Genomic DNA, 13,418 nt, shown 5'->3' with positions numbered 1-13,418 from the left:
CCCTGTTGAATACAGAAATCATCTTCTTGATGTGGCATAACCTTTTTTTAAATGTCCTTTACAACGGGTACACTTTATGGAGTGGTTGACCTTCTTTGTTTTCCTGGCGTTAATAATCCTAGTAGGCTTACAAATTTCGCTCTAATAATATTCCAACTTGTTCTGCCATAACTTCCGGAGAATACGGCATTCCATTTTTGAACCACCATTCTACTATCCCTACGTAAGAAGTAACAATAAATTGTAGAATAATATCTTTATTTACATCGGAATTTACTCCAGTTATAGCATCTACTTCATCAGTAAATTCCTCAATAAGAAATTCAATGAATTGCTTACGAAAAGAAGGAGCCCCTTTACTTGCCAACATGGTAGAAAAAAATAAATAATTATTTTCTAGATATTTAAACCACGGTAAATTAGCTTCTCCGTATTCTAATTCAGATGCAGCTTCGCACAGCTCCCGCAGCTTATTAATATGTTCCTCAATTAGTTTTTCCAACAGATCATATTTATCAACATAATGAAGATAAATTGTTCCTCGGCTTACATTTGCTTTATCAGAAATATCCTGAATCGTAATGTCATCAAAATTTTTTTCCGACATTAATTCAACAACTGCATTTTTAATAGCTTCTCGGGATTTAAGTATTCTTCTATCGATTTTACTCATTATATGTTCACCAACTTTAATAAATTATCTTTAATTATAAACAAATGTCTAATAATGTAACATGATTTATTTAAAGATATTGCACAAAAATCAACCATTTGTCTATTAATTTACAAACCCCTTTGTTTTGACAATTGAAAGTGCTTTCCAATTATATATAATTGTAAACATGAGACACGGGTTGTAACTGTTAAATCAGGCAAAACCGTTACCTTAAAAAGGGTAAGGTTTTGCTTTTTCTATTAGTAGAGGTGATAAAGTGAAGATTCATAATGGCTTTGTATTGAAGACTCAGAAGAGAAGAATCAGTCGCTTCTATTTAACTAGTAATCTAGGGGGGATGACAACATGGAACGATTATGGACGAAGCCATTTATTCTTATGACCGTAAGTATGCTTTTCCTTTTTACTGGGTTTTATATGCTTCTACCAACACTGCCGCTGTTTATTAAACACATTGGGGGAAGCGAAAGTCAGGTGGGTCTGGTAGTGGGTGCGTTTATGCTATCTGCTGTTATTCTTAGACCAATCATCGGAGGGCTATTAGATCGTTACGGTAGGCGACCATTTATTTTATGGGGTCTTCTAATTTTTACATTGGCTATGTATTTCTATAGCTGGGTTGGTGGAGTTTTTGTTTTACTAGGCCTACGGATCTTACAAGGATTTAGTTGGGCCGTTTCAACCACTGCCATTTTTACCGCCATTACAGATATTATACCTTCTACACGAAGAGGGGAAGGTATGGGCTGGTTCAGCACAGCCATGACCCTCGCCATGGCAATTGGGCCAATGTGCGGAATATGGATTACACAAAACATATCCTATCAAGCGTTGTTTTTCATCTCAGTCGGTCTTTCTTTAGTTGCCCTATTGTTGATGTTCGGTGCTAAAATACCTTTCCAACCGAAGAAAACGGGAACGCAAAAAATAGAGCTTTTTGAAAAATCAGTCCTACCTATTACTATCTCAGTCTTCTTTTTAAATGTTGCGTATGGTGGGATTACAGCTTTCGTCCCTTTATTTACGAATTCTCTTGCCGTTAATTCTGGAGCCTTTTTTCTGGTGTATGCTGCAACTCTTGTTCTTAGTCGCCCTATTGCAGGAAAACTTTCAGACCGACATGGAGAGAAGTTTGTGATTATTCCAGCTCTTGGTATAACAATAATAGCGCTCATCTCCTTGAGTCTAGCGGAAGGGTTAATGGGAATACTCGTTTCAGCTGTTTTATACGGGATAGGTTTCGGTTCGGCATCGCCTGCTTTACAAGCAGCCACCGTACGTCTTGCTCGTCCAGATCGTAAAGGGATAGCTAATGCTTCTTTGCTTACTGCAACGGATCTAGGTATTGGACTTGGATCAATTATGTTGGGATGGATATCACAGTACACAAGTTATTCAGTACTTTTCATCGTTAGTGCAGTGTCTGTAGGGTGTGCATTAGTAGTCTTTAGATTTTATGTGAATAGGTTGGTACAGAAAAATAGGGATCTTGATGCCGCTGTTTAAAATGGGATGTAGCACCCACAATTGGTCTCAACCCTTAAATAATATTTTGGAAATGAGGAAGTTAAAATGGATTATGTAAAACTTGGAAATACTGGTTTGGATGTGTCTCGACTTTGTCTTGGATGTATGAGTTTTGGTGAACCTGATCAGGGATATCCTGCTTGGACATTAAATGAAGAGAATAGTCGTCCCATTATTAAAAAAGCTCTTGATTTAGGAATTAACTTTTTTGATACAGCAAACTATTATTCAAATGGAACGAGCGAGGAAATTGTTGGACGTGTATTAAAGGATTATGCAAATCGGGACGAAATAGTTATCACAACAAAACTATATTTCCCAATGTCTGACGGTCCTAATAGTAAAGGTCTTTCTCGAAAAGCAATTATGAGGGAGATTGATAATAGCCTTAAGAGACTAGGAACAGACTACGTAGATTTATATCAAATTCACCGTTGGGATTATAACACCCCTATTGAGGAAACGATGGAAGCTTTACATGATGTGGTTAAGGCAGGGAAGGTAAGATATATTGGTGCTTCATCGATGTTTGCATGGCAATTTTTAAAGGCGTTACATGTAGCTGAAAAAAATGGATGGACTCGTTTTATATCAATGGAAAATCAACTAAACCTTTTGTATCGTGAAGAGGAAAGGGAGATGCTTCCGCTATGTAAAGAAGAAAAGATCGCTGTTATACCGTGGAGCCCGCTTGCAGGCGGCAAATTGACTAGAAATTGGGAAGATACTACGGCTCGATCAGAAAAAGACAGTACAAAGAGTACTTTTTACAATGCAGATACGGATCGTTTAATTGTTGAAAGAGTGGCAGAGTTGGCAGTGAAACATGAAGTTCCACGTGCACATATCGCACTTTCCTGGGTACTTCAGAAGGAACCTGTAACTGCTCCAATTGTTGGTGCTACCAAGTTATCTCACCTAGAGGATGCGGTAGCTGCTCTTTCTATTAAGTTGACACCTGAAGAAATTGCTTATTTAGAAGAGCCGTACGTACCACATCAAATTGTTGGTTTTAAGTAATCGCATATACCTTGAAACCCCTGAGTCTCTTAAATAGAGGTCCAGGGGTTTAATTTTTCTCATTCGCACAGCACTTGATAGTGTAATCGGCTTGGTAAATAAGACATATATACCGCTGTCATTAAATAGATAAATATTTTTTGAAAAATACATAACCAATTGCCTCATTTCCTTATATATCATCTATGAGAGGAATTAAATAGATGAAGGGATTGTGGTTTCAAATGGAAAAATACAGAATGGTGCGTACTAATTTCTGGAAGAACCCGATTGTCTCTGAGGAGATGACGCCAGAGAACAAATACTTCTACCTGTATCTACTTACCAATCCAGATTCGACACGAATTGGAATCTATAAAATTACGAACAAGCAAATGGCTTTTGATTTTGGCTACTCCATCGAAAGTGTGCATTCATTAACGGACAGTGAAGAAGAAACCGAAAGATATAGCATGTGAAGATCTAGACGATACGTCCCTGTGTCATGATACGATACGTGGGGAAAATAAAAAAAAGAAAAAAGAAAAAAGAAAAAGAAAAACAACAACAACAAAAAGCTTTTAGTCCTGATATAGAGAAGAATAGTAGATAGCGTCTCCACATGAAACTTAAGAGTCAGAAGAGGTGAAAGAAATTATTGAGTTTTGGGACTCGAATGGATTTGGTTTTACGAAAACGGAAAAGAGCAGCTGTTAGCTTGGTTAGATGATTCTAGGATTTTACAGCCAAAATGACTAGCAGCTTATTGCGTCTTAACAATAGAAGAGGTATATAGCTTTTAAGAAGGACGATTTGGTTAAGAATTATTATATAACTGGAAATCACTAATATTTGGTAGAGAGTATACTACTTAGTGAAAATAGGAGGGGGCTAATGGAAACATTCTTTGGTCATTATGGCAATCCATTTGAAATGTATTCGCTTCAGCATGGTGTGGCGCTTTTGGTTATTATATTGGTCTTAGGGACAGTCATTTGGTTCCGAGCGCATTTACGCAAACCTGGGTGGAATCGTAATTTCCGTTACGGATTGGCCTTGCTAATGCTTTTATTACATATAGGTTTACATTTCTGGTACATCAATACCGGTAATTGGACACCAGAGCAATCGCTGCCGTTTCATCTATGTACATTAACCCTGCTTTTATCGATTTTACTTCTAATTTTTCCAAACTTCTACATGTATGAGTTCGTCTTTTTTGCAGGTACACTTGGTGCGCTGCAAGCGTTATTAACTCCTGTGCTTGATATTGCTTTTCCTCATTTTTGGTATTTTTACTTTTTTATCGGACACGGGGGAATTGTGTTAACGGCTATTTTTATGACTGCTGTAGAAGGTTTTAGACCGACTTGGAGATCTGTTGCAAGGACGATGCTATGGTTAAATGTTCTCATGGTGGTTGTGATTCCGGTAAATGCTATAACAGGAGCCAATTATATGTTCCTAGCAAGAAAACCTGAAACTGTCTCATTGCTTGATTATCTTGGTCCATGGCCTTGGTATATTCTTTCGCTTGAGGTAGTTGCACTCGCTTTATGTATATTGCTCTATTTGCCTTTTCTTTTATTTCAACGATGGAAGCTATAAGAAAAATCCAATAACCAAGAAGGGACAGCCTATTAGTAGTATCCTCAGTGTATATATAGGGTAGGAGATTTACCATTTGATGCTATTGCATTTTTCATTCAAGTATCTAAAAAGAAGAAGTCGGAGGTTATGGATTACTACTAGTTCTTTTACTCCGCAGTTCGAGAATATGCTAGGGGCTAAGGAGTGAGTTGATAGATGGAGTAAAGATAGTTGAGTTAAAGGCTTGATGGTCTAGAAAAAGCTTAACAAAAGATTAAAACATTGTTACAGAACAACGCTTATATTACTTAACTGCAAATTGTCCGCATGTAAAAAATGGAAAGTAAATACCAATCAAATAATTTTTACAAACTTGAATATGGTATACATCTAAACAAAGTGAAAAGAAATTTAAAAAAGATGTTTTAGAATCATATAAGAAATACTAAAAAATGTAATGTAAAAACCTTTACCAAAAATATGTGTAAAGGTTTTTACAAACTAAGAACAGTTGGTTACTAAGGAACTCATCGTTTACTTTACATACAAGCCTAGGGTTGTAAAGGTATATAGGAAAACAAATAGACCAATAGGCAAACTAATTATTTACAGGTTTCTTCACTAATCTGGGAAAAAGTAACATTCTTTTTTCACTAGTGTTATAGCTATGTGTAGGAACATTAACAGCTTTTAGTATTTTTATAGCATGTAAGTTTTCTTCATTTAAGCCAATTACGTTTGAAACATCTGCATTATCCCAACGGAAAATATTGGTATCAATGTTATTATTCTTTAATACATTTCCAGTTCGATAATCAATTACCCAGAAATCTCCTTCAATTGTTAAAATATGAATATTGTCTCCAATCTTCTGAATCTCAACAATAAAGTCGGAAACAATCTTTTGATGCCATAGAAATTTATGATCTCTAACAAAAGATATTGCAATTTCATCATCTTTAACCGTGAATGGTAATTCAAGTGAATCGCGACTGTTCAAATATTCATTATTAAAGTAATTTATATTTATTACATCAAATCCTTCATGGTCACCTGGGTAAGATAATCCAGTTATCCACGAATTCATTGAAACAACAGTAGCATCTACCATTATGCAATTTCTGAGTGAAGCACCTTTAAGTGTTGAACGCCTTAAGTTACACTTTGAAAGATTGGAATTGTCAAAACAAGTTCCAGCCAGATTAGCACCTTCAAGATCTGCTTCACTAAGATCTGTTCCTGATAAATCTATCCCCCTTAAAGCTGAATTGTCTATTCTCAACAATAGTGTTGCAGCATTACTTCCTAAATATTGACATTCTTCTTTGGTCTTATCTTTAGTAGAGTGAATCAATATTAAAAGCTTTTGTTTTGCTTCATCCTTATTAATCATATTCAACATAATATCAATTATCGCTTTAGAAAGAGTCTTTTTTCCAAACCCATTTGCTAAAGTGTCTAAACTTTCCATTTCAAATTTATTTAGAGGTGAAATAGACTGAATGGTACCTTCTGTGACCTCTCGTTGATAATAAGTAGACCATGTATAGTCAATAGAAGTAGTTGACATATCTAAATTTGCAGATTCTCTAGCACATCCATAAAAGTCTTCTTCTAGAATTCCAAGCTGAGCTGAAAATTTATATGCAACAAAAAACTCTAAAAGTGATCTGTGTGCAGGAGTATAATCACCATCAGCATTTCTTATTAACATTGTTTGCCCCATCATATCATAATGCCAATGATCAAGATCTTTTTGTTCTTTTACAAAAGATCCAAATAGCTTTCTCAAGTGATCAGGAAACATTCTATAATTTAGACTCATTTGATCTTTAGATAACATTTCCCAAGATAATTCTGATAAAAAGTAAAGCTTATCCGCTAATGAGGTAAATGTACGTTCTTCTTTAATATCCCTTTTCATTTTGCGCTCAACAGCATAGAGATAAACTCTAGACAAATCAATAGGCTTTCCATTTTCTATTTCAGGTAAAGCCTCTAAAACGTACTCAGTCATAATTGGTCTTGACACTAGATCCTTTAAATCATCGTTTTTCATAATTTTATCTACTGTAGATTCATTAGTACGTTTTAGTAATACTTGTCTAATCTGATCATCGTCAAATTTTTGAAGTTGTAAAACTTCAAACTGTGGTGGTTCACCTGTTAAGGAAGCTGTTGAAGCATGTAGTTCAGCATTTAATAAGCTACGTCCCTCCATTGCGTCTGGGAAATGCTCAGTTCGACAGGTTAGTATGATCTTTGCAGAAGGGACTGCTGTTTTAGCTAATTCCCAAAAGTTATTTATCATCTTTTGTCTATCTACCTGAGATGCCATCTCGTCAAAACCATCAAAGATTAAAATGAACTTTCCCATCCTATTTAGGACCTGAAATGCATGGTAATGTGGAATAGGAATTTGGTGCTTTCTAAAGAAAAATTCAGAAAAAAGTGATTCAACAGAAACAGCTTTTGCGTAATCCCTAAGTGAAATGACCAATGGAATTCGAGGACGATTAACTCCCCTTTCTTTAGCAGAACGATATTCTTCGAGAATTTGACTAGCATAATGCATAGTTAACCAAGTTTTCCCTGTACCAAATTCTCCGAGGATTGAAATATGTTTCTTGGCAGGATCGTCTAACCATCGATCTATATATCCTTCTACCCAACCATTCCCTTGATTATATAAACTTTCACCAATTTTCTCCTTGGTAAGTGGGTCAAACTCTTCCTTTATACATGCTAAGGGGACATAGTTAGAATTGATCTGTCGTTGGTTGATTTCGTTTTCTAGCCAGTCTAAATAGCCAGTAAAATCAGCATGATCATCTAATAATTCATCAAATGTAAAACACAATACATTTGAAGATTTTCTATCATTCACCATGTCTTTTGCTATTTGGCTTACTCTACGTGAACTAACAACCCATCCTTCATCACAGTTAGTATCAGATACTTTTTTATTCAGATTTACAACATGGTATCCCTCGATTTCTCCAACTATACCCTGAACTAATATCCTGTCATATCCTCTTCGCTTAGGGATATTAATCACCCATTCAAAGTAATCTTTCTCTTCATGCAGGAATAGCTCAATTTTATATCCAATTGCATCAAACCATATCCTCATTTGATTTGATAAAAAGTCAATTTCTGTTCCTGAAGGTAATGCTTTTACGCTGGATGCTTGTAATCGTTTTACCTCATCTTTAAGTTTATTAATTTCGTCATCCGAAAGGTTAGCTTGAGCTATTTCAGCTGTCATTTCTCTGTGTCGTCTTACAAACCACATCATGATATCTTCAGCTACAGAGTTATGTAAATCTAGAGCTCTTTCAAAAAAACTATACGTAACACCTTTGTTTGTGTTGAAGATATCTTTTTCTAAAAATGTTTCTAGGGATTGTTCCCTTTTAATGTGTTGATCTCTAACATATATAAAGCATGGCTTATGTAGGTTCCGTGCGTGGTGATACTCTTCTATTACCTGTAAATCATGTTTCTCTCCGTATAATCCTACAAAAATATCTGCTTCATTTAGATCTAAGATATATTTCTCTTCCTTACTTACAGGGGCAGCAGAACTGTTATCGTTAAAAATTAATACATCAATACCTCGCTCTTTTAAATTACTAGAAAGCATATCTAAGATATCTCTAAACTCATCACGTGATGAGCTTATAAAAACTTTTAATTTATTACTAGTGGGAGATAGTGAAAATTGGCTGGAGGGAAGATCGTTACCGGAGGTTTTAATTTCCTCTAATACTTCCCATAACCTCTCTATATTTTCCAATGGTTTTAACTTGGACTCTATTTCTTGTATAGTGTTTTGTATATCAGTAATCTTATAGTCTCTACGGACTTCTGCTGGTGTTCTAGTTTTATCAACTATTGTGGTGAAAATAACTGTAAATTCTGCAAAAGATCTACGTGGATCATAATCTATTTTTTTGAATTCGCTACCTAATTCATGCCATTGGAGAATCTCTTGACTCTCCTTTAAAAAATATGTAGGGTTATCATTGTTAAAAGCATATTGGAAGGTGTCCTTAACTGTTTTATCTCTGAAAAAGTTAAGTACTATCTCAGGTTGGTTAATACCGAATTCAACCAGCGAGTAGGCATAGACAGCATCAAAATCTGTGGGAGGGTGAGTCGGGTCGATATTGAGCTTCTTTAAGACTTCAATTACAAACTCTTGTCTTTCTAATTTGTTTTTAAGGGGACTAGCAGATAAACGTAATATCGTTGAGATAACGGCACCGATTTCTACCATTGTCAACACTCCTTTACTATGTTAGAAAATATAAATTTAGGATAACATTGGTAATAATGGTTGTCTATTATCATTGAACAATTACTCTGATGTTTGGAATCAAGTCCCACGGGGGCTAGAACTCGATAGACGATCGCTACGGCAGTCTTTTTTCTTATTGGTCTAACGGAGCAGTCTAACATAAAAAGATAAAATTCACCAGATAGCACAAAAGTATAATAGAGGTGATTGCAATGAAGCTATATACCGCTTTTATATTTATTTTGTGTTTTATGTTCACTGTAACTGCACAGGCAACTGTTTCAACAAATTAAGAATATTAAAGATGATTTTTATATTTATTTAACAGACTATTAAAATGAAACATTGGGTTATTCCTTCTAAAAGGTAAGTTTTTAATAGATATATTTTGATAAGCAACATAATAATAATTAAAAAGGATATTGAGTTTAATACGAGTAAATGGATAATTGTTTAGTTTTTTAAACCAAAAAATAGAATTAAAAAAAGAAATCAAAATAAGTGTTGACTTCCTTTTTTAGGAATGACTAAATCTCAAACTACACTAATTCATTTCTGATTTTTGTATCCCTTTTAGCTATCTCTTGATAACCCAATCCCCACTCTTCCATTACGTCTATTATTGGTTTGAGAGTATTACCTAGTTCAGATAGGAAATACTCCACTCTAGGCGGAACTTCTGCATACACTTGCCGTTGAATAATTCCATCCTCTTCCATTGACCGTAAATTCTGTGTTAAGACCTTTTGGCTTATGCCAGGGACTCCATTTCTTAATTCACCAAACCGTTTGGTTCCACTCAATAATTCACGAAGAATAAGTAACTTCCACTTATTTCCTATCAAACCAACAGTGGTTGCGACGGGGCATTCAGGTATTTCTTTTTTCATTTCCATTTTAAAAACCTCCATTAGTTACTAAAAGGTTACTATACAACCTTAAGGTGCCTACTTTTCAAAAGTTACTAAGCTATTTATCATGATTTTATGAACGAATTGGAGCCGTGTCAATTTAAACATGTCATATATGTCTCAAATCTTAAATCTCACATAAATGGAGGACCAACTAATGAGTAGTTATATGACACGTATAGCAAAGACAAAAAAGGCCATTGAAGAAGCTGAATATATTTTAATAGGTGGCGGAGCTGGTTTATCGGCTGCTGCAGGGATTACTTATAGCGGGAAACGATTCACAGATCATTTTGGTGCATTTATAGGAAGGTATGGCTTTACCGACCTTTATACCTCTAGTTTTTACCCATTTGAAACAGAGGAGGAGAAATGGGCATACTGGGCAAAACACATCCATTTGAATCGATATGACGTAGGTGCGACTAAACTTTACAAGGATACATTTCAACTAGTAAAGGATAAAAAGTATTTCGTCATCTCAACAAATGTGGAGAGTCAATTTGAAAAAGCAGGATTCCCTTCTGATAAAGTTTTCGAAATTCAGGGTGATTATCGGTACTTACAATGCGCTATAGGTTGCCATAACAAATTATATGATAACGAACAACTGGTAAATGAAATGCTTATGAAGACAGTTGATTGTAGAGTCCCATCTAATCTGGTTCCTAAGTGTCCCGTTTGCGGTGGAATGATGGATGTGAACCTTAGGAAGGACCAATTCTTTGTTCAGGATGAAAGATGGTATGAATTAGATAAGTTATACAAAGACTTCCTTCAGGTGTCAGAAGGGAAAAAGATCGTATACATGGAATTAGGGGTCGGATTTAATACCCCTGGGATCATTCGTTATCCATTTGAAAGGATGACGTATCACAGTGATAATGCAACATTGATTCGATTTAATAGAGATGAGCCAGAAGGTTTTAAGGAAACAGAAGCGAAAACCATTGCTTTTAGCGAAGACATTCAAGAAGTTGTATCTTCCTTGATGATGTAAAGGAGTGTTAAAATGCCTCAATTGCCTTTAGAAGTTTATTCATCTCTCATTCATTTAAAAGAGCCATATAAACCATCGTTACTTTATATAAACCAAAATGAAGCTATTGTAAACGAGTTAATAGAAAAACTTCTTGATGAAAGCCAAGACCTGACAAATATTAAAGTTCCTTGTAAGTATTCAGACAAACGAAACGTATTAAGAGGACTTTTAAATCGTAGAGAACCTAAACCTTTTAATTCTGATTTTCTAGCAAAATTAGATTCTCTTTTGCAAAACGAGTTAAAGGAAAAAGGTATTGTTGAAGTCAATCAACTAAATACAGTCTCGAGTTTGATGCCAACTAACTCTTTCAATCAATCAGATAAACTCATTCTTTGGCAAGGAGACATCACTCGATTACGTACCGATGCCATTGTGAATGCAGCAAACAAATACATGTTAGGCTGTTTTCAACCGTTACACGCTTGTATTGATAATGCCATTCATTCCGCAGCGGGTCCGCAGCTAAGAGAAGACTGTGAAACGATTATGTTTCTCCAAGAGGAGTTAGAAGAAACGGGAGGTGCAAAAGTTACTAGAGGTTATAATTTGCCATCCAAATTTGTTCTGCATACAGTTGGACCAATTGTTCCAAAGGGCACGGAACTAACGGAAAAACAAAAAGTAGAATTAGCTTCCTGTTATACTTCCTGTTTGGAACTGTCAACCGAATTAGGAAAAATAAAAACCATTGCTTTTTGTGCCATTTCAACAGGTGTTTTTGGATTTCCTAAACGAGAGGCAGCCCAAATTGCGGTTAATACAGTCAATAATTGGTTAAGCCAACATCCTCACCATATAGAAAAGGTAATTTTTAATGTGTTTAGTGATGAAGACTACACGGAGTACCTAAAGGTCTTTCAAAGCTAAAAGGTAGTAAAGGAGTTGACATATATGGATTTAAAGAAAAATAAACAATCTTTACGATTTGCTTTGCTGTTAGCTGTGTTTGCTGGATTAGGGCCATTCACCATCGATACGTACCTTGCAGCGTTCCCACAAATGATGAGTTACTTTGAAACAACCGCATCTATGATCCAAGTCAGTCTAACCGCTTGTATGCTTGGAATGAGTGTTGGAATGCTGGTCATGGGCTCTTTGAGTGATATTCATGGAAGAAGAAAACCTTTAATCATATCTATGGTTCTTTATTTCCTTTCTTCCTTCGCATGTGTATTTGTACCAAATATTGGGGTGTTTATCGCTTTATGGTTCATACAAGGATTTTCTGCATCAGCTGGGATCGTTATTTCTCGTGCAATCGTTAGTGATATGTATAGCGGAGTTGAATTAACGTAGTACTTTGTTAGGAAGCCTAGACCATTGACCTCTTTCGAAAATCAAATGTAATGATAAAGCTCAAAATTGAAAGGAGTCCATACAAGTGAAAGCTGTTGTATTAGAAAAAGCTTGTACTGCTCAGGCATTAGTTGTACGAGAAGTTCTCATACCTAAAGTAAGATCAGGATGGGTCTTAGTAAAAATAAAGGCCTTTGGGATCAATCGTTCCGAAATCTATACGAGGCAAGGTCACTCTCCTTCGGTAAAACTACCACGAATTATGGGGATAGAATGTGTAGGGGAAATTGCAGATCCATCGGACAGTTCTTTTCAAAAAGGACAGAGGGTAGTTTCCTTAATGGGAGGACTTGGACGTGAATTTGATGGAGGGTACGCGGAATATTCACTCATTCCTTCTACTCAAGTTTATCCAATCAACAATGAAATGGATTGGGTGAAATTAGCGGCCATTCCTGAAATGTACTATACAGCTTACTCTTCGTTATTTGATGTGTTAGTGCTAAAAAGGGAGGACGCCCTCCTCATACGTGGAGGTACGAGTTCGGTAGGTTTGGCAGCATTACAGCTTGCCAAAAGTATTGGAACGACGGTTATTTCAAGTACTCGGAATAAAGATAAGGTTGAAATATTGAAAGAATATGGTGCTGACTTTGTCTTATTGGATGACGGAAGTATGCAACGCCAACTACACGCCGCTTTTCCTCAGGGGGTAAATAAACTATTAGAACTAGTAGGAACGGTCACTTTAAAAGATTCATTGAGATTGCTTGGAGAAAAAGGGGTTCTTTGTATGGCAGGACTTTTAGGTAACGAATGGGAAATGGATCATTTTGAACCTATGGTAGACATTCCTTCTGGTAGATATTTCTCCCAGTTCGACAGTGGAGTAAATTTTAAAGAGACATTGCTAACGGATTTATTTCAACATATTGATCAGCATCAAATAGAAGTACCTATTGCAAAGGTGTTTACCTTAGAGGAAATTAGCCAGGCTCACCTCCTGATGGAAAGTAATAGTGCCAATGGCAAAATAGTCATTGTGAATCCTTAATCAAACTGAGTTAGTTG

At 35.8% G+C, this 13,418-nt stretch carries 10 protein-coding genes and 1 pseudogene; 8 read left to right on the top strand and 3 right to left on the bottom strand.

Features of this window, described 5'->3' with window-relative positions; all coding sequences use genetic code 11:
- Nucleotides 1-127: 127 nt before the first annotated feature.
- A complete protein-coding gene (locus tag ACRX5O_RS20200) occupies nucleotides 128-673 on the bottom strand; it encodes a TetR/AcrR family transcriptional regulator (RefSeq protein WP_433907621.1) in 546 nt (181 codons plus the stop codon).
- A 348-nt stretch (nucleotides 674-1,021) separates the two neighbouring features.
- Here ACRX5O_RS20200 and ACRX5O_RS20195 point away from each other — a divergent pair, with 348 nt between their 5' ends.
- From ACRX5O_RS20195 to ACRX5O_RS20180, 4 genes and pseudogenes are all read left to right on the top strand, one after another.
- Entirely contained in the window at nucleotides 1,022-2,182 is a 1,161-nt protein-coding gene (locus ACRX5O_RS20195; protein ID WP_433907620.1) for an MFS transporter, read from the top strand.
- A gap of 66 nt (nucleotides 2,183-2,248) precedes the next feature.
- Nucleotides 2,249-3,223 (top strand): aldo/keto reductase, encoded by a 975-nt coding sequence (locus tag ACRX5O_RS20190; protein WP_433907619.1) that lies wholly within the window; start codon nucleotides 2,249-2,251, stop codon nucleotides 3,221-3,223.
- Between the two features lie 224 nt (nucleotides 3,224-3,447).
- Nucleotides 3,448-3,648, top strand: a pseudogene (locus ACRX5O_RS20185) (DNA replication protein DnaD); the annotation flags it as partial.
- 448 nt (nucleotides 3,649-4,096) lie between these two features.
- Entirely contained in the window at nucleotides 4,097-4,810 is a 714-nt protein-coding gene (locus ACRX5O_RS20180; RefSeq protein WP_433907618.1) for a YwaF family protein, read from the top strand.
- Nucleotides 4,811-5,390: 580 nt separating this feature from the next.
- Here ACRX5O_RS20180 and ACRX5O_RS20175 read toward each other — a convergent pair.
- The gene (locus ACRX5O_RS20175; RefSeq protein WP_433907617.1) at nucleotides 5,391-9,074 is read right to left on the bottom strand and encodes a pentapeptide repeat-containing protein; all 3,684 of its coding nucleotides are present in this window, start codon (nucleotides 9,072-9,074) and stop codon (nucleotides 5,391-5,393) included.
- Nucleotides 9,075-9,634: 560 nt separating this feature from the next.
- Entirely contained in the window at nucleotides 9,635-9,991 is a 357-nt protein-coding gene (locus ACRX5O_RS20170) for a winged helix-turn-helix transcriptional regulator (RefSeq protein WP_433907616.1), read from the bottom strand.
- 172 nt (nucleotides 9,992-10,163) lie between these two features.
- On the opposite strand from ACRX5O_RS20170, the gene ACRX5O_RS20165 reads away from it, so the two are divergent.
- The 4 genes from ACRX5O_RS20165 to ACRX5O_RS20150 all read left to right on the top strand — a co-directional run bounded on the left by ACRX5O_RS20165 (nucleotide 10,164) and on the right by ACRX5O_RS20150 (nucleotide 13,401).
- The gene (locus ACRX5O_RS20165) at nucleotides 10,164-11,006 is read left to right on the top strand and encodes an SIR2 family NAD-dependent protein deacylase (RefSeq protein WP_433907615.1); all 843 of its coding nucleotides are present in this window, start codon (nucleotides 10,164-10,166) and stop codon (nucleotides 11,004-11,006) included.
- Nucleotides 11,007-11,018: 12 nt separating this feature from the next.
- Nucleotides 11,019-11,918, top strand: a complete 900-nt coding sequence (locus ACRX5O_RS20160) for a protein-ADP-ribose hydrolase (protein WP_433907614.1) — start codon at nucleotides 11,019-11,021, stop codon at nucleotides 11,916-11,918.
- 24 nt (nucleotides 11,919-11,942) lie between these two features.
- Nucleotides 11,943-12,347, top strand: coding sequence for an MFS transporter (locus ACRX5O_RS20155; RefSeq protein ID WP_433907613.1), 405 nt, complete (start codon nucleotides 11,943-11,945; stop codon nucleotides 12,345-12,347).
- An 85-nt stretch (nucleotides 12,348-12,432) separates the two neighbouring features.
- Nucleotides 12,433-13,401: a zinc-binding alcohol dehydrogenase family protein gene (locus ACRX5O_RS20150; RefSeq protein ID WP_433907612.1), complete on the top strand. Its 969-nt coding sequence runs from the start codon at nucleotides 12,433-12,435 to the stop codon at nucleotides 13,399-13,401.
- The last annotated feature ends 17 nt before the right edge of the window (nucleotides 13,402-13,418 follow it).

It is taken from the genome of Robertmurraya mesotrionivorans, assembly GCF_050971805.1.
GTDB lineage: Bacteria > Bacillota > Bacilli > Bacillales > Cytobacillaceae > Robertmurraya_A.
This window is presented reverse-complemented; position numbering and strand designations above follow the sequence as displayed.